The organism is Streptomyces sp. HSG2, assembly GCF_016598575.1.
In the GTDB taxonomy this organism is placed as follows: domain Bacteria; phylum Actinomycetota; class Actinomycetes; order Streptomycetales; family Streptomycetaceae; genus Streptomyces.
In genome coordinates, this window is the sequence record NZ_CP066801.1 from 804,642 (window position 1) to 821,414 (window position 16,773).

The window sequence follows — 16,773 nt, forward strand, 5'->3', positions numbered from 1 at the left end:
GCTCAGCCGGGCAGGGAGAGCGCCGCCGACCGGGGAACGGGCACGGCGGGAGCACGGTCCGGGAGGAAGCCGTGCGTCCGCCTGGCCAGGTAGTCCGCCTTGTACCGGGGCACCTGGCGATGCCAGTTGAGGATGGCCGCCATCCAGTTCCGCAGATCCTCGACGTAGCCCCGCATGACGTCCCTCGCCTCGTCGGAGAGAGCGTAGTCGTCGTACAGGACCGGCAGTTCGTGGGCCACGACGTGCTGGAACTGACGCATCCGCTGTGTCATCAGGTCGTGCACGACGGTGAGGGCCCTCGGGTAGTCGACGCCGAAGAAGTTCTGCACGACCAGGACGGCGTTGTGGACCTCGCCCTCGTACTCGATCTCCTTCTGGTAGGAGAACACGTCGTTGAGCAGGCAGGCGTAGTCGATGGCGGCGTTCTCCAAGGAGCGCACGGGCCCGCTGCGATAGATGTCGGGCGGAACGGCCGGACCGTGTCCGGCACGGCAGAGCCCGAGGGTCAGATCGGACCCGAAGGTGGCACGCCGCATCTCCAGGTAGTCCACCGGGTCGGGGACACGGTTCTGGAGCTGGTTGGAGACCTCCCAGACCCAGGATTCGGTCATCACGTCGACGGCCGCCCGGAGCGGACGGCGCTGCTCGGGTGTCATGTGGGCGGTGGTGCGGGTCCACAGGTCGATCAGCGAGCGTTCCATGGCGTTGACGGGCGGTGGCACCGGCTCCCCGTCCAGGGGCATGCAGGCCGACAGGCGGGCCGTGGTCAGCCGGGCCGCGGCGAGGTCCCTGCGGTGGCCGAAGACGAGCGGGTAGTAGTCGTCGCCGTAGGTACCGAAGGCCAGCCAGTCCGATGCGAGGTCGAGTTGGCCCTGGGTGGCATCGGGGGCCAGGCCGGCCGCGCAGAGCGCGAGGTCGCAGCCGGCGAGCTTGTCCTCGTCCCAGACCCCCTCGCCGAGGATGCCCATGCGCTCCGCCCACTCGGCTAGGTGCCGGCGTGAGCCGTCGAGGGCCGGGCTGAGCCTCAGCGGGAAGGGCATGAGGATGTCCGGGATGATCGAGGGGCCGACCTTTTGGAAGGGGACGTTGGTGTAAGAGCGCAGTCGTTCCGCGCCGGCGGCGGCCAGCAGGGCGCGGACGTCGCCGGCTGAGCCGACGGAGATGGGCGCCCGCCACGGGGTGTCGGGGCCGGACGTGCCGGCGTTCATGTAGCGGCTGGAGCTGAGGTGCCAGGCGTGGCCTCCGGCCTGCCAGTCCTGGAGCCCCTTGGCGTAGGCGGCGACGGCGGCGACCTCCTCCGGGGTGAGCCCTCGCTCCACCGCCAGAGCGGGCACCTCGGTGCAGGCGGTGTGCTCGAACTGGTGCAGCCGGGAGGTGAGGACGTCGTTGACGGCGTCGGCGGCCTCCTGGGTGCCGCAGTCGAAGAAGGTCTCCAGGACCAGCACCCCGTTGCTCAGTTCCCCCTCGTCCTGTACCTCCCGCTGGTAGGAGAACAGGTCGTTGCGCAGGTGCACGCCGTCGGAGAAGGTCTCCATCAGCACCCGCAGGGGTCGGGAAGCCGCGACGGAGGCCGGCACCTCGGCCGTGGCGTATTCGACGAGCCCGGCCGACCAGGGGGCCCCTCCCACCTTGCGTCGCATCTCGATGTACTCGACGGGGTTGGCGACCCGCCCCTCGTTGATGTTGGACAGTTCCCACAGGGACTCGTTGAGCAGGTGCTCGGTGGACACGGCGAAACGGCGGCGCCAGTCCACCGACATGGCGGGCACCGTGCGGGCCCACAGGTCGGCCAGTCCCGCCTCCACCGGGTTCGCCGGCTCCGGGATCTCCTGTGCGAGGTCGAGCGGCATGAACGACGGCAGGCGGTCCAGGTGGGCCTTGCCGGCGGCGCGGTCCTGGGTGCGCTTGTACCTCTCCAGGAAGTGGTCGTCGAAGAAGAAGACCCACACGTACCAGTCCGTGATCAGCGACAGGGCCGGTCCGTCGCAGTCGGGGTGGGTGTGGGCGCAGAGCAGGCCGTAATCGTGGGCGTCCAGGTCGGCCTGCTCCCAGACCCCCGACCCCTCCAGCATCCCCATGTCGCGGGCCCAGGCCGCGGAGTGGGCACGGGCCTCGTCGAGGTGGGGGTTGAGCCGCGCGGGATACGGCATGTAGAAGTGCGGGAGTTCGAAGGGCTGCTGCGTCATGGCCCGGCACTACCCAGGCCCTTTCGACACCATCCACCGGGCGACACATGATCACACCATCGCGTGAATCCGGGTCGAACGCCGGAATCGCCCCACGCCGGCGTCACCCACCGCGCCCGGCACGGGGGTTCAGGATCGACCGACCTCGCGCTCCAAGCCCGCGGCGAGCGCGACGTAGCGGGCGCGTCGGGTGACCGGCACCAGGGACCGGATCATCAGTCGCCACATCTCGGCGACCCGGCGGGGCCGAAGGTCCAGGGCGTCCAGCGTGCGCCCCACGACATCGGTGCCGACGAAGGAGGCGACGAGGGCGTGACTGACCGCGTCGACGTCGACGTCGGGGTGCAGGTCCGCGGTGTCCAGCGCCCGGGAGAGCCGGGTGGAGGCCAGTTCCATCCACTCGGTGTAGGGATGCGTCAGGGGCGGCCGGACCTCGTGGCCTTCGTTGGCGAGCCGGAGTCCGGCCCGGAGTATCGGCCCCTCGACGGAGAGCCGGGCGATGCCGAACGTCAGTCGCATCAGGGACTCCAACGGGGAGTACCCCCTCGTGTCCAGATCCGCCGCGAGACGACGCGAGGTACGCGACTGCAACTCCATGATGGCGTGGGCCAGATCCTCCTTCGCGGCGAAGTGGAAGTAGAGGGCTCCCTTGGTGACGTGCGCGTGCGCCACGATGTCGCTGAGACTGGTGTTCTCATAGCCCTGCCGGTCGAACAGGTCGGCGGTGGCCGTGATGATCGTCGCGCGCGTCTGCTCGGCGCGTAGCTGTCTCGCCATCGGCGGAACACTCCTGCGCTGGAAGGGACGGGGCAGGCCCCCCGTGTCACCCCCCTGGCAACACCGGACACACGATAACTCACCAGGCCGAAGCGTCGCCCCTCAGCCCAGGCCCGCCGATCGGAGCCAGTCCTCGGCGACGTCCATCGGGTCCTCCTTGTCCAGTTGGACGCGGGCGTCCAGTTCCATCAGGGTCGCGGTGTCGAGGGCGGCGGACACCGCGTCGAGCGCCAGGACGGCCTCCGCCGGCATGTCGTCCTCCCGCACCAGTGGTTGCACGTTCTGGAAGCCGAAGAGATTCTCCGGATCGCGCAGCACGACGAAGCCCTCCCGGTCGATGGCCGGGTCGGTGGTGAACAGGTCGGCGGCCTGCACGGTGTCGTCCTTCAACGCCGTCCGGGTCAGCGGACCGCCTGCGTCGAGCGCCTTGAAGGACGCGAACTCCACCCCGTAGACCGATTCCAACCCGGCCAGGCCCTGGTGGCGGGTCTGGAACTCCGGCGATCCGCCGATCACCAGCTCGCCCGCGACGTCGGCCAGGTCGGCGATGGAGGACTCGGAGGTCAGCCCGTACTCGCGCGCGGTCTCGGCGTTGACGCTCACCGAGTCCTTGTTCTCCGCGCGCGACGGCCGGAGCAGGGCGAGTCCTTCGTCGAGGCGTTCCTCGATCGCGGCGGTGGTCTCCTCGACCGTCTCCGGCGCGGCCTCCGGGTCGAAGTAGGAGAGCAGGGCACCGTTGTACTCGGGAAGGACGGTGACGGAGCCGTTCCGCATGAGACCGTACGTCGTCTCCCGGCTGCCGATGTTGTGCTTGTACGCCACCCGGACGCCCTTGGCCCGCATGGCCTCGCCGTAGATGTCGGCCAACAGCGTGCTCTCCGCGAAGTTGTTCGAGCCGACGACGACCGTGCCCTCCTCCGCCCGCCCGCCCGAGAGCGGGTCGGTCCCGCCGCCGGAGGCGCACCCCACCAGCAGCGTCGCGGCGGCCAACACGGCCATGAACGCCCCGGCACCCGGGTGTCTCGTCCTGAACCTGCCGTAGCGTCTGGTGGAAGCCATTGGTCGATCCAATCCAGCGAGGTGGCGGCCCGTCAACAACGGGCCGGTCACGGTTTGCTCACCTCGGGACACCGGGTCTCGGCCCGATCACCCGCGGCGCGTTCCCGGGGACACCAGCAGCCTGCCGGCGGCCCAGAAGATCGCGAGCGTGACCAGGGCCAGTGCGGCGACGAGCGTCGCCCCTCCGACCACCTTGCCGTAGTCCCGCTGGTAGAGGCCGTCGACGATGTACCGGCCGACGCCCCCCAGTCCCACGTAGGCGGCGATCGTGGCGGTGGAGACGATCTGCACGGCCGCCGACCGCAGGCCGCTCAGGACGAGGGGCAGCGCGACGGGCAGTTCCACGTGGAACAGCACGCCCGACTCGGTCATGCCCGACCCGCGCGCGGCGTCCACCGCGGCGGGGTCGACGGAGCGCACCGCTTCGTAGGTGGTGACCAGGATCGGCGGCACCGCCAGGACCACGAGCGGGATCATCGCCGGCAGCAGTCCGATGCCGAGCAGTACCGCCATCAGGACGAGCAGGCCGAAGCTGGGCAGCGCGCGGGCGGCGGTGGCGACGAACGCCAGCGCGTCGCCACCTCGTCCGGTGTGTCCGGTGAGCAGGCCGGCGGGAAGTCCGATCAGCGCGGCGAGGGCCAGGGCGAGCAAGGAGTATCGGGCGTGCTCCAGCAGTCGGTGCGGGATCCCGTCGTACCCCTGCCACTGCGTCGCGTCGCCGAAGAACGCGACGGCGAAGTTCCACACGTTCACCGCGATCGCCCCTCCCCGGCGCTCGACGTGCGAGCACCGCTCCGGCCGCCTCGACGTTCGGGGCGCGGCATCCACGGTGTCATCAGGGCGCGGGCTCCGACCAACAGGGCGTCGCAGACCACCGCGAGCGCCGCGATGGTGAGCACCGCGGTCACCGCCAACTCCGGTCGGTCGTACTTCTGCGCGGCGGCGAGCAGGTTGCCGAGCGCGCCCTGATTGCCGATCAGGGCACCCACGCTGACCAGGGAGATCCCGGACACCGTCGCCACACGCAGGCCGGCGACGATGGCGGGGGCCGCGATCGGCAACTGCACCCGCGTGTAGCGGCGTACGGGGCCGAAGCCCATGGCGGTGGCCGCGGCCAGGGTCTCCTCGGGCACCGACCGGACGCCGTCGACGATGGCCGGCACCAGCACCACCAGGCTGTAGACGGCGAGAGGGATCATCACCGTCAGCTCGGTCTGTCCGGTGTAGTCGATCAGCACGACGAAGAAGGCCAGCGACGGGATGGCGTAGAGCACGGTCGTCGCCCCCAGCACCGGTGGGTAGATCCGGGGCACCCGCACGCACAGTTGGGCGATCGGCAGCGCCAGCAGCAGCCCCACGAGGACGGGGACAAGCGCCTCCCGCAGGTGCAGGCCGATCAGGCCGGCGTAGGTGTTCTGCAGGTCGCTCGGGATGTCGAGAAAGCCGTTCACCGCTCCGCCCCCGCTTCCTCGGTCTCCCGCGCGCGCGATTCGCGTATCGCCTCGCCGATGGCGGCCTGGGAGACCACGCCGACGACCCGGCCGTCGGCGTCGACGGCGACCGCCCACCCCGTCGGCGAGAGCACGGCGCGGTCCAACGCGACGCGGAGGGAGTCGACCCCGGGGGTGAAAGGGCGTCCGTACGGCACCAGTCGGCGACCGTCCGGATCACCGGCGGCCCGAGGACCCGGCTCCCCCCAGCCGAGTGGGCGTCCCTCGGCGTCGGTCATCAGCAGGCGGGGGACGCCCTCGGCGGCGGCCATCCGCTCGGCGGTCGCGTCGATCCGCACCACGGGAGTGGTCGTCAACCGCACGGCGGAGGACGGGAAGAAGGACAGGCGCCGGATGCCGCGGTCGGCGCCGAGGAAGTCCTCGACGAACTCGTCCGCGGGGTCGGCCAGCAGGTCGGCGGGCGGCGCGACCTGGGCGAGCCCGCCGCCCTTCCGCAGTACGGCGACCCGGGTGCCCAGTCTCACCGCCTCGTCGATGTCGTGCGTGACGAAGACGACGGTCTTGCCCAGGTCGTCCTGGAGACGCAGCAGTTCGCCCTGGAGGTCCTTGCGGACCACCGGGTCGACCGCGGAGAAGGGCTCGTCCATCAGCAGCACCGGGGGGTCGGCGGCGAGGGCCCGTGCGACGCCGACGCGCTGTCGCTGACCACCGGAGAGCTGGTACGGGTACCGGCGGCCGAGGGCAGCGTCGAGTCCGACCCGGTCCATGAGCTCGCCGGCGCGGACCCGGCACTCCCGTCTTCCGACGCCGAGCAGCCGGGGCACCGTCGCGATGTTGTCGAGGACCGTGCGGTGGGGGAACAGCCCGGCGTTCTGGATGACGTAGCCCATGGACCTGCGCAGAGCGGTGACGGGGCGTTCGCGGATGTCGACGCCATCGAGGAACACCGCGCCCTCGGTGGGCTCCACCATCCTGTTGATCATCCGCAGCGTCGTGGTCTTGCCGCAGCCTGAGGGGCCGACCAGGACGGTGATCGACCGCTCGGGTATCTCCAGGGAGAGTCGATCGACCGCCACGGTGCCGTCCGGGTACCGCTTGGTCACTGATTCCATCCGTATCAAGGCGCCGATCACCCTCCCGGTTGGCGGACGCTTGCCGGCGCGACGGCCGCTCCGGCCGGGACCGGCGGGCGGGCCCCCCGGGGACGGAGGGCGGCCGTGTCGCCGAGCGAGTCTAATCCGGCGTCAGGCAATCCTCGTCCGCGGGGGAGGCGGCGAGACGCGCGCTCGCCGCGGGTTTCCTCGCCGCCCACGTCCCCGGTGTCCCGACCGGCGGCGACGACCGCGATCCGGTCGACCTTACGAGGCGGTGACGCCCCGGGCGCGGCCCACGGCCGGCGGACCTCACCGGGCCTAGCGTGAGCGCATGCGTGTACTGGTCACCGGCGGTGCCGGTTTCATCGGGTCCCATGTCGTCGAAGCCCTGCGGGCGCGCGGCCACCACCCCGTGGTGTACGACGTCCGCGTCGATCCCGCGTCGGACGTGCGGGACCCGGAGGCGGTGCGTCGCGCGCTGTCCGGGGTGGACGCGGTGAGTCACCAGGCCGCGATGGTCGGACTCGGCACGGGCTTCGCGGACGCGGCGGACTACGTCTCCCACAACGACCTCGGCACGGCCGTGCTGCTGGCCGAGATGGCGCGGGCCGATGTGCGGCGCCTGGTGCTGGCGGGGTCCATGGTCGTGTACGGGGAGGGCCGCTACGTATGCGCCCGACACGGCGCGGTCCGCCCTGGTCCCCGCGCCGTGGTGGACCTGGCCGCGGGGAGGTTCGATCCGCCCTGTCCCGACTGCGGCGCGGAGTTGTCGCCCGAGCGGGTGGTCGAGAGCGCTCCGCCGGACCCACGGAACGTGTACGCGACGACCAAGCTCGCCCAGGAGCACCTGGCCGCCGCCTGGGCCCGCTCCACCGGCGGGGCGGCCGTCAGCCTGCGATACCACAACGTGTACGGCCCGCGCATGCCCCGGGACACCCCCTACGCGGGGGTCGCCTCCTTCTTCCGCTCCGCGCTGGCGCGGGGCGAGCCTCCGAGGGTCTTCGAGGACGGGCGCCAGCAACGGGACTTCGTCCACGTCCGGGACGTCGCCGCCGCCAACGTCGCCGCTCTGGAGGCGGGTTCCCCGGCGGGCACGCTGGAGGCCTACAACACGGGCAGCGGCGAGCCGCACACCGTCGGCGAGATGGCACGGGCGCTGGCCGCCGCCCACGGCGGGCCGGAGCCCGTGGTGACGGGCGACTACCGACTGGGGGACGTGCGGCACATCACCGCCGACTCCGCTCGGCTCCGGAAGGAGTTGGGCTGGCGGCCCGAGGTGGAGTTCACAAAGGGCGTGGCGGAGTTCGCCCTGTCTTGACATCCTCCCCGCCCTAAAGGACAAGGCCGTGAAGTTACGGTCCGGGCTGGGTTGTCGATAGGGCTGTGATCTGCGGGTTCGGGAGACGCAAGAAGCGGAGCCCCGGTAGAACTGGCAGTCGACCAAGACAACCGTTCACTCACCGGAGGCTCCGCTGTCCGGACAGTCTGCCATCACGCGTGTCGTCAAGGTGGCCGAAGGACTCTATGCCCCGGGTCACTTAGGTGAGTTGACCCGGATCGTTCCGTTCGAGCTGGTCGATGCCGTGCTTGTCGAGTGCGGAACGGTCCAGCAACGGCTGCGGAAACTGCCCGCGCGGGTCATTGTCTACCTGCTGCTGGCCGCAGCCCTGTTCGAGGACTGCGGCTATCGCGAGGTATGGCGCAAGCTCACCGGCGCCCTGGTGGGGCTGCCCCTGGTGAAAGTGACCGCGACCGCGCTGTGGCACGCCCGCTGCCGGCTCGGCGTGCGCCCGATGCGAGCCCTGTTCGACGTCCTGCGCGGACCCGTCTCCGCGATCCGTACGACCGGAGCACGCTGGAAGGGCCTGCTCGTCGTCGCGATCGACGGTACCCACCTGGACGTCGCCGACGACGAAGCGGTCCGCGCCAAGCTGGGCAAGGGGTCCAACCAGTACACCGCCGCCTCGGGATACCCGCAGGTCATGCTGGTGGCCCTGGTCGCCTGCGGCACCCGCGCGGTCATCGACGCGGTCTTCGGGCCCCGCAAGCCCGGCGAGTCCGTCCTGGGCCGCCGCCTGGCACGCTCCCTGACCAACGACATGATCGTCCTGCTGGACCGGGGATTCTCCTCCAATCCGTTCCTGACGACCGTCGCCGGCGCCGGAGCGGACTTCCTCGCCCGTCTCTCCTCGGGACGCAAGCCGCCCGTCCTGGCCGTCTTTGCGGACGGCTCGTTCCTGTCCAGGATCGGTGACATCGAGGTCCGCGTCATCATCTGCGAGATCACCATCGCCACCAGCGCGGGCCGCCGCACCGGCGCCTACCGGCTGGCCACCACGCTCCTTGACCATCGCACCCACCCGGCATTCGACCTGGTCAGGCTCTATCACGAGCGCTGGGAAGTGGAATCGGCCTACTTCGAGATCAAGAAATCGATGCTCGGCCGACGCGTCCTGCGCTCTCGGACCTGGCCCGGCATCGCCCAGGAGATCTACGCTCTCCTGACCGCCTACCAGGTGATCCGGATCGCCATAGCCGACGCTGCCCAGGCATCCGGCGCCGATCCCGACCGATGCAGCTTCTCCATCGCCCTGAACACCGCCCGTGACCAGATCGTCCAGGCTCAAGGCGTGATCGCCGACACCGTCATCGACCTCGTCGGCGCGATCGGGCACGCGGTCCTGGGCACTCTCATGCCCGCCCGGCGAATCCGCCTCGGCCCCCGCGCGGTCAAACGGCCCTTGTCCCGATACGCCTACAAGAGCATCAAAGTCGACCGCCACACGTACAAGGCCACCATCAGCATCGACATCTTGACGTCGGCTCCCGAACCCTAACTTCACGGCCTTGCCCTAAAGGACGGGGATTCCTGGCTCACGTTGGCTGGGGACCAGCGGTCCGCCGGCTCTTACACGATCGACACCAGCCGGGTTGAGACCAGCCCGGACCAGCATCACGCGGGCGGAGTTCTTGTCCCTGGGGGATACGACTGCGCACGCGGTGCAGGTGTAGGTACGTTCGGAAAGATGGATGTCCCGTGCGTGTTTGCGGCCCATCTCGATCAGGGCCGTCTTGGTGACGCCGATCGCCGCGTCGGCGGCTTTGCGGGCCATGGTGGTCTTGGCGAGGAACTTCGGGCGGAAGTCCTCGACGGCGATCGCGTCGTGGTCGCGGACCACGGACTTGGCCCACTTACGGGCGGTGTCCTGGCGTTGCCGGGCGACCTTCTTGTGCACCTTCACGGTCTGCCGCCGCGCCTGCCGGTAGCCGTTGGAGGCCGCCTGCCGGCGCGCGGGGCGGCGGCGGGCCGTCATCCGCTGGTAGTGGGCGAGGCGCTGCGCGGCTTTCTTGCCGTGCTTCGGCGTGGGGGAGGTCGTGGGCCTCGGACGTGGTGGTGGCGGTCTCCCTGACGCCCCAGTCCACGCCGAGCACCCGGCCCGTTGCCGGGAGCGGCCGCAGCTCGGTCGCGACGACGAACGACGCGTACCAGTGCCCCAAGGAGTCCTGGTAGACACGCACCGAGGTGGGTGCGGCCGGGAGATCGCGGGACCAGACGACCGTCAGGACAATGCCGCCCGCGACGTGCAGACGGCCGTCCCTCAGCCGGAAGCCCCGGGTGGTGTAGTTCAGCGTCGGCAGCGCGTCCCGCTTGCGCTTGATGCGGGGCATCCCGGCGCGCTGCTGGAGCGGCAGCTTCGCCTTGATGTCCTTGAGTGCCTTGGCGCGGGACTTGGCGAAGTCGCGGATGGTCTGCTGCCGCGGCACCGAGGCACCCTCACGCAGCCACGACATCGTGGTGCGGGCCTCGGTCAGCATCTTGTCCAGCTGGGCCGGACCGCACGTCGTCTTCTCGGCCGCGTCCCGGTTCGCGGCGTGGATCTTGCGGGACATGGCCACGCACTCGTTCCACACCCAGCGGCAGCGCGCCCACTCGGCCGTCAGGCCCGCGCGGGCGGTCGACGACACACGAAGCCGGAAGGTGTACCGAGCATGCCCAGCATCCCTCTGCCGCACCCCTGGCGTCGTCATGGCATCATCGTAGCATGGAACCTGAGAAGCGGATCTCTCTCCGCCTGCCCGCTGACCCGCATGAACGCCTCGTCGAGAAGGCCCGGACCGACCGACGGTCCCTCAACTCCGAGATCGTCCACCTACTTGAGGCCGCCCTCGGCCCGGTGGGTGGAGACAACCAATCGCCCTGACGGCGATTGCTCTATTCCGTGCCCCGCTACGCGGGAGCTTCGATTCCTCCCCGGCCTGAAGACCGGGGCATCCTCGAAGGAGAACTGGTGAAACGACCCGGGCGCGCTCGGGTGCCCGGGCGCGCCGCCGCTCAGCCCGGGGCCGTGGGCAGGGTGACCTCGAAGCGGCAGCCGCCGGAGACGTTGCGGACGGAGGCGCTGCCCCGGTGGGCCTCGACGATGCCCCGCACGATGGCCAGGCCGAGCCCGGCGCCGGCGGGCGGGGTCCTGGCGTGGGTGCCACGCCAGCCGGTGTCGAACACGCGGGGCAGGTCCTCCTCGGGGATGCCGCCGCAGCCGTCGGTGACGGAGACCACCACGCCCTCGCAGGACCGCTCGGCCGCGACGGCGACGGTGCCGTCCTCGGGAGTCCGACGTATGGCGTTCACCAGGAGGTTGCCCAGGACCCGACTCATCTCCACGCCGTCGACCTCGACCGGCACGGCCGCGACGCGGTCGCCGACCAGGCGCACGCCTTGTTCCCGGGCGAGGGGGTCGGCGCCGGCGAGGGCGTCACCGACCAGGTCGTAGAGCGACATGCGAGTCGGGGACAGGCTGAGGGCTCCGGCGTGGATGCGGGAGAGCTCGAACAGATCTCCCACCATGCCGTCGAGTCGCTCCACCTCCGCGCGGATCTGCCGCAGATAGCGGTCCGGGTCGGTCGCGACTCCGTCCTCCAGCGCCTCCGCCATGGCGCGCAGCCCGGCAAGCGGGGTCCGCAGGTCGTGCGAGATCCAGGCGACCAGTTCGCGCCGGGAGGCCTCCAGGGCTCTCTCCCGTTCCCGGGATTCGGCCAATCGGGCGCTGGTCGCTTCCAACTCCACGCTAAGCGCCGTGAGTTCTGCGGTGGCGGGCCCTTCGGGAGGGGCGAATGCCCCGGCGTCGCCGAAGGACCGCGCGGCCCGCGCCAGAGCGCGGCTGCGCGCCACCACCCAGCGCCCCAGCAGCAGCGCGGTGACCAGGGAGACGACCGCCGCCATGGCGACGACGGTGGTGACCACCGTCAGGTCGTGCGGCGAGAGGAACATGGCCCGCGCGACCGCGAGGGTGCCGGCCAGCATCGCGGTGACGGCGACGGCCGCCACGACGGCGAGGTGGGCGGTGAGCGAGCGCCGGCGGATCAGCAACAGCACCCCGGCGCCCACGAGGCCGGCGGCACCGGCGCCCAGGAAGGCGAAGAGAGCGATGAGCAGGACGTCGCGCACGGGTCACTCCCCGCCGTCGACGTCGAAACGGTATCCGACGCCCCACACGGTCTGGATCATCCGGGGCCGGGCCGGGTCGTCCTCGACCTTGCCGCGCAGTCTGCGGACGTGCACGGTCACGGTGGACAGGTCACCGAAGTCCCAGCCCCACACCTCGCGCATGAGTTCCTCCCGGGAGAACGCCCTGCCGGGGTGCCGCAGCAGGAAGGCGAGCAAGTCGAACTCTCGTACGGTGAGAGCGAGTTCGACTCCATCTCGGGTGGCCCGGCGGGCCGCCGGGTCCAGGCTGAGCCCGGCGGCCCGCAGCGTTGCGGCCTGCGGCGGCGGGCCGACCCGGCGCAGCACCGACTCGACCCGAAGAACCAGTTCGCGGGGGCTGAAGGGCTTGGTGACGTAGTCGTCGGCCCCCACCTCCAGACCGAGGACGCGGTCCTCCTCGTCCCCGCGAGCGGTCAACATGATCACCGGCACAGGCCCCCCGCCCCGCATCCTCCGACACACCTCCAGGCCGTCCATACCGGGCAGCATCAGGTCGAGGACGACGAGATCCGGACGGCGGGCGGCGGCGCGGGCGAGCGCGGCCGGTCCGTCCGGCGCCCGGTCCACGACGAATCCGGCCCGGGCCAGATAGCCGCTGACGACCTCCGCCACGGTGGGGTCGTCGTCGACGACCAGCACCCGGGCCCCGCCCCGCGACGGCGTGCGCTGCTGTTCCATGACGCAAGCCTCGCATCCGCGCGCGCGGTTCCCGCCACGCCGGATCGCGACGTCCGCGTTTCGTAAGGAGCCGATGCCCGAGATGTCCGCTTCATCTTCGTAGGGTGAGCCCCGTGAGCACCTCATCCACCGAATGGGACGGGCCCGGGCGGCCCGGCGCGGCCGACGGCCCGGCCGCCGTCCCGAGATCCACGGCCGCCGACCGCACTCAGCGGGCCGCCTGGACGGAGCACGCGCCGCCCGCGACCTCGGAATCCCCCCATTGGCCTTCCGTGGACGTAGTCCTGCCCTGTCTCGACGAAGTCGAGGCACTGCCCTGGGTCCTGGAGCGGATCCCGACCGGTTGGCGCGCGCTCGTGGTGGACAACGGCTCCACCGACGGATCGGGCGACCGCGCCCGCGCCCTCGGCGCCGCCGTGGTGCGCGAGGAGCGCCGCGGCTTCGGCGCGGCATGTCAGGCGGGGTTGGAGGCCGCCACCGCCGACGTGGTCTGCTTCTGCGACTGCGACGCCTCCCTGGACCCGGGCGGCCTGGTGCCGTTCGTCGACGAGGTCCGCTCCGGCCGGGCCGACCTGGTGTTGGGTCGGCGCAGGCCGAGCGCCCCGGGGGCCTGGCCCGGGCACGCGCGGGCGGCAAACCTGGTGCTGGCCCGGATGGTCAGGCACCGTACCGGGCTCGCGCTGCGGGACCTCGGACCGCTTCGCGCCGCCCGGCGTACGGCGCTGCTGTCGCTGCGGCTGACCGACCGACGCGGCGGTTACCCCCTGCAGATGGTGGTGCGCGCCGCGGACGCCGGGTGGCGTGTCGCCGAACACGACGTCCCGTACTTGCCCCGGACCGGGTCGTCCAAGGTGACCGGGACCTGGCGCGGCACCTGGCAGACCGTCCGGGACATGCGTCGGGTCCTGGCCGAACCACCGCTCGCCACGACGGAAGGGGCGCCTCGGTGAGCGTCAGCCCGGCGGAGCCCACGCTCCTCGTCATCGCGAAGGAACCGCGGCCCGGGCGGGTGAAGACCCGGCTCACCCCGACGTTCACCCCGAGGGAGGCGGCGGCCCTCGCCGAGGCGGCCCTCGCCGACACCCTGGACGTCGTGGCCCGCTCGCCCGCCCGACGCCGCGTGCTCGTGCTGGACGGCTCCCCCGGACCGTGGCTTCCCCCGGGCTTCGAGGTCGTCCCGCAGTGCGCGGGAGGTCTGGACCGCCGGCTGGCCGCCGCCTTCGCCGGGTGCGAGGGCCCCTCGCTGCTCGTCGGCATGGACACGCCGCAGGTCACGCCGGCGTTGCTGACGGTGGACTTCACCGAGCACGACGCGTGGCTCGGCGCGGCGCGCGACGGCGGGTTCTGGGCACTGGGCCTGGCCCGGCCGGACCCGTCCCGACTCCTCGGAGTGCCGATGTCCACACCGACCACCGGGGCGGCCCAGCGCTCCCGGCTCGCCGGACTGCGGATCGGCGACCTGCCCGTGCTCCGGGACGTGGACACGCCCGCCGACGCCCGAAGCGTCGCGGCCGAGGCGCCCGGCGGGCGCTTCGCGGCCCGGCTCGCCGACATCACCGCGGTGCGCCGGTGAGCGCCGCCCGGAAGGGGACGGCCGCGCCCATACGGCGCGAGTCCGCGAAGGCGGCACCCTCCCGACGGACGGCCGCTCCACTCGGACGGGCGCCCGAGCCCGGTCGGCCCTCCGACGCCGGGGAGTCCGCGGACCGCTGCTGGTCCGCCGGGCCCTACGACCGCGCCGTACGAGCCGGTCGGGGTCCGCTCTTCCTGCGGCCGTCGGACGGTCGACTGTTGCCCTTGGACGTCGAGCGCTGGTGCGCGGAGGCCGACCCGGCCGACCTGACGGTCCTGCGCCGCTGCGAGGGGGCCGTCCTGGATGTGGGATGCGGGCCGGGACGGCTGTTGGCGGCCCTCGACGCGCGGGGGCGGCGGGCCATGGGCATCGACGTCAGCCAGGCCGCCGTCGACCGGGCCGTCGGGCTCGGGGGACACGCCCTGCGCCGCTCGGTGTTCGACAGGCTTCCCGGGGAGGGCGGGTGGGGGACCGCCCTCCTGATGGACGGCAACATCGGGATCGGCGGCGACCCCCGAGCACTGTTCGCGCGGCTCGCCCGACTGCTGACCCCCGGAGGGCTGTTGATCGCGGAACCCGTTCCCCAACCCGAGGTCGACGAGCGGTTGCTGGCGCACCTCACCGACGCGCGCGGTGCCATCGACGGCCCCTTCCCATGGGCGCGGTTGGGGGCGCCGGCCCTGGTGCGGCACGCCATCGGGACGGGTTGGCGGCCGGAGGGTCAGTGGTCGGCGGGCGGGCGCTGTTTCGTCTCCCTGCGCAGCCGCGCGACCAGCAGCAGCGCGGAGCAACCGAACAGGGCGGCCGTCAGCAGCAGCCATCGACCCGCGAACCCGGTCGCGGGCAGTCCGGTGAACCGCTCGTAGCGCTCGGACACCCGCCCCCCGATCAACGGGAACCACACGAGGAGCAGCAGGCCGGAGAACACCGCCGGGGCCCGGACGTACACCACCAGGTCCCGGCGGCGGCCACAGCCGTGGACCACGGCCCGGTCCACCGCGCCGTACAGCGGCACCAACACGAGGTCGTGGACGAGGGCGGCACCGACGAACCACAGCAGCACGCCGAGCCAGTCGTCGGCGAGCAACCGGATCCCGGCGTACCCGGCGAGTGCGAACGAACACGCCAGCAGGACGAGATGCAGGGGCGAACCGAGCCTCGGCCTCGGTCGCGCCCACCGGCGGTCTCGGCTCGCCCGGCCCGGGCGACGGGGAGCGGGGCGCCTCATCACAGGTCTCCGAATTCCATCCGGGCCACCCACTTGGTGTTCAACACGCCGGGGGCGGCGGGCACGATGATCCTCGCGGGGTATCCGTGGTCCAGGGTCAGCTCCTCGCCGTTGACGGAGAGGGCCAGGAGCGAACGGGGGTCGGCGACCTGGTTGGCGCGCAGCGCGGCGCGGCGGAAGGAGCCCCGGCGTTGCAGCGATTCCACGAGGACGTCGGGAGGGTCGTCGTGACCCGCGAGGCGCGCCAGGTCGCGCAGCCGCACGCCGCGCCACCACTGGTCGGAGGTCGACCAGCCCTCCACGCACGCGATGGGCAACGCCGCGCTGTACAGGGGCATCTCGTACAGCCGTTCCCGGTCGACCCGGAGCGTCCCGGCGGGGCCGGTGAGCACCAACTCCCAGACGTCCGGCGCCGTCTCCTCGCGGTCGATCCCGGCGTAGGCCGCCGTCTTGTTGATCTGGAACCCGCCCGGGCCGTCGCCCGGGCCGGTCCAGCCGTGCGGAGCCAGGAGGGCGGTGCGACGTGGCAGGCCGTCGAAGCTGCGCCCCACCGTGGTGCCGAAGAGGATCAGGGACGCGCCCCCCACCAACCCGAAGGCCCCGCGGCGCGAGACGGTGGGGGCGTGGGGGGCCCGGGCTACGAGATCGTCGGCGGCGGGCCGCCCGGTCTCCTCTCCCGCTCTCATCCGGCGCAGGTTGCGCAGTGCCACCGGTGTCCTCAGCGCCGCGTGCAGCAGGAACGCCGCGAAGAACACCCAGGCGCCGTAGAAGTGCAGGGGGTAGAAGGATCCGGGGAAGACGTAGTCCAGCTGGATGTTGAGGATGCCGGTGAGGAACTGGAAGAGCGCGCCGCCGACGAGGAGGAGCAGTGACAGTCGCTCCAGGGCGTGGGCGAGGGAGCGGACCGGCGGCAGTGCGAAGAGCCGCGGTACCACCGACCACAGCTTGGCCAGGAGCACCGGGACGAGGGCGATGCCGAGTGTCACGTGGACGCCCTGGGTGAACCGGTACAACCAGTGGGGGTTCGTCGGCCAGGAGAACAGATAGAGGCCGAGCAGCCCCTTGTCCGGGGTCTTGTCGTTGACGCCCGCCAGATCCGGGTTGTAGGCCGCGTACGACAGCAGGCCCGTCACGAACAGCACCGGCATGCCGACGAGCAGCACCACACCGAGGGCGGCGGTGAGACGGGGGCCACGCAGGGGGCTGCGCCAGAAGCCCGGCGAGAAGGGAGACCGTGACATG

Annotated in this window: 15 protein-coding genes and 1 pseudogene; 6 read left to right on the top strand and 10 right to left on the bottom strand. The window is 71.9% G+C overall.

The annotated features are described in order from the left end of the window. Positions 1-2: 2 nt before the first annotated feature. The 6 genes from cyc2 to JEK78_RS03075 all read right to left on the bottom strand — a co-directional run bounded on the left by cyc2 (position 3) and on the right by JEK78_RS03075 (position 6,594). Positions 3-2,186: a germacradienol/geosmin synthase Cyc2 gene (gene cyc2 / locus JEK78_RS03050; protein ID WP_200262552.1), complete on the bottom strand. Its 2,184-nt coding sequence runs from the start codon at positions 2,184-2,186 to the stop codon at positions 3-5. Positions 2,187-2,315: 129 nt separating this feature from the next. Further along, positions 2,316-2,963, bottom strand: coding sequence for a ScbR family autoregulator-binding transcription factor (locus tag JEK78_RS03055; RefSeq protein WP_200262553.1), 648 nt, complete (start codon positions 2,961-2,963; stop codon positions 2,316-2,318). 102 nt (positions 2,964-3,065) lie between these two features. Further along, on the bottom strand, positions 3,066-4,022 hold the full coding sequence (locus JEK78_RS03060; protein ID WP_200262554.1) for an ABC transporter substrate-binding protein: 957 nt from the start codon (positions 4,020-4,022) through the stop codon (positions 3,066-3,068). 87 nt (positions 4,023-4,109) lie between these two features. Further along, on the bottom strand, positions 4,110-4,775 hold the full coding sequence (locus JEK78_RS03065; protein ID WP_200262555.1) for an ABC transporter permease: 666 nt from the start codon (positions 4,773-4,775) through the stop codon (positions 4,110-4,112). Beyond that, positions 4,772-5,473, bottom strand: coding sequence for an ABC transporter permease subunit (locus tag JEK78_RS03070; RefSeq protein WP_200262556.1), 702 nt, complete (start codon positions 5,471-5,473; stop codon positions 4,772-4,774). The genes JEK78_RS03065 and JEK78_RS03070 overlap by 4 nt, the downstream gene beginning before the upstream one ends. Then, complete coding sequence (locus tag JEK78_RS03075; protein ID WP_200262557.1) at positions 5,470-6,594, bottom strand: ABC transporter ATP-binding protein; 1,125 nt, start codon at positions 6,592-6,594, stop codon at positions 5,470-5,472. The genes JEK78_RS03070 and JEK78_RS03075 overlap by 4 nt, the downstream gene beginning before the upstream one ends. Before the next feature lie 304 nt (positions 6,595-6,898). On the opposite strand from JEK78_RS03075, the gene JEK78_RS03080 reads away from it, so the two are divergent. Then, the gene (locus JEK78_RS03080) at positions 6,899-7,885 is read left to right on the top strand and encodes an NAD-dependent epimerase/dehydratase family protein (RefSeq protein WP_200262558.1); all 987 of its coding nucleotides are present in this window, start codon (positions 6,899-6,901) and stop codon (positions 7,883-7,885) included. A gap of 229 nt (positions 7,886-8,114) precedes the next feature. After that, positions 8,115-9,404 (top strand): IS4 family transposase, encoded by a 1,290-nt coding sequence (locus JEK78_RS03085; RefSeq protein ID WP_242483248.1) that lies wholly within the window; start codon positions 8,115-8,117, stop codon positions 9,402-9,404. A gap of 15 nt (positions 9,405-9,419) precedes the next feature. On the opposite strand, the pseudogene JEK78_RS03090 reads toward JEK78_RS03085, so the two are convergent. Then, positions 9,420-10,596, bottom strand: a pseudogene (locus JEK78_RS03090) (transposase). A gap of 14 nt (positions 10,597-10,610) precedes the next feature. Here JEK78_RS03090 and JEK78_RS03095 point away from each other — a divergent pair. Then, a complete protein-coding gene (locus tag JEK78_RS03095; RefSeq protein WP_200262560.1) occupies positions 10,611-10,769 on the top strand; it encodes an Arc family DNA-binding protein in 159 nt (52 codons plus the stop codon). Between the two features lie 131 nt (positions 10,770-10,900). Here JEK78_RS03095 and JEK78_RS03100 read toward each other — a convergent pair whose 3' ends face one another. Together JEK78_RS03100 and JEK78_RS03105 are read right to left on the bottom strand one after the other, a co-directional pair. Next, a complete protein-coding gene (locus JEK78_RS03100) occupies positions 10,901-12,013 on the bottom strand; it encodes a HAMP domain-containing sensor histidine kinase (protein WP_200262561.1) in 1,113 nt (370 codons plus the stop codon). A gap of 3 nt (positions 12,014-12,016) precedes the next feature. After that, positions 12,017-12,730 carry a response regulator transcription factor gene (locus JEK78_RS03105; RefSeq protein ID WP_200262562.1) on the bottom strand — a complete coding sequence of 238 codons (714 nt, stop codon included), beginning with the start codon at positions 12,728-12,730 and terminating at the stop codon, positions 12,017-12,019. Positions 12,731-13,002: 272 nt separating this feature from the next. Between JEK78_RS03105 and JEK78_RS03110 the strand changes: the two genes are divergently transcribed. The 3 genes from JEK78_RS03110 to JEK78_RS03115 are packed head-to-tail and all read left to right on the top strand — an operon-like array spanning position 13,003 to position 15,169. Then, complete coding sequence (locus JEK78_RS03110; protein ID WP_200263967.1) at positions 13,003-13,680, top strand: glycosyltransferase family 2 protein; 678 nt, start codon at positions 13,003-13,005, stop codon at positions 13,678-13,680. Next, on the top strand, positions 13,677-14,303 hold the full coding sequence (locus JEK78_RS23165; protein ID WP_242483249.1) for a DUF2064 domain-containing protein: 627 nt from the start codon (positions 13,677-13,679) through the stop codon (positions 14,301-14,303). The genes JEK78_RS03110 and JEK78_RS23165 overlap by 4 nt, the downstream gene beginning before the upstream one ends. Positions 14,304-14,332: 29 nt before the next feature. Beyond that, positions 14,333-15,169, top strand: a complete 837-nt coding sequence (locus JEK78_RS03115) for a class I SAM-dependent methyltransferase (protein WP_242483355.1) — start codon at positions 14,333-14,335, stop codon at positions 15,167-15,169. 361 nt (positions 15,170-15,530) lie between these two features. Here the strand turns inward: JEK78_RS03115 and JEK78_RS03120 are convergent, their stop codons facing one another. After that, positions 15,531-16,772 (bottom strand): molybdopterin-dependent oxidoreductase, encoded by a 1,242-nt coding sequence (locus JEK78_RS03120; RefSeq protein ID WP_200262563.1) that lies wholly within the window; start codon positions 16,770-16,772, stop codon positions 15,531-15,533. Position 16,773: the final 1 nt, after the last annotated feature.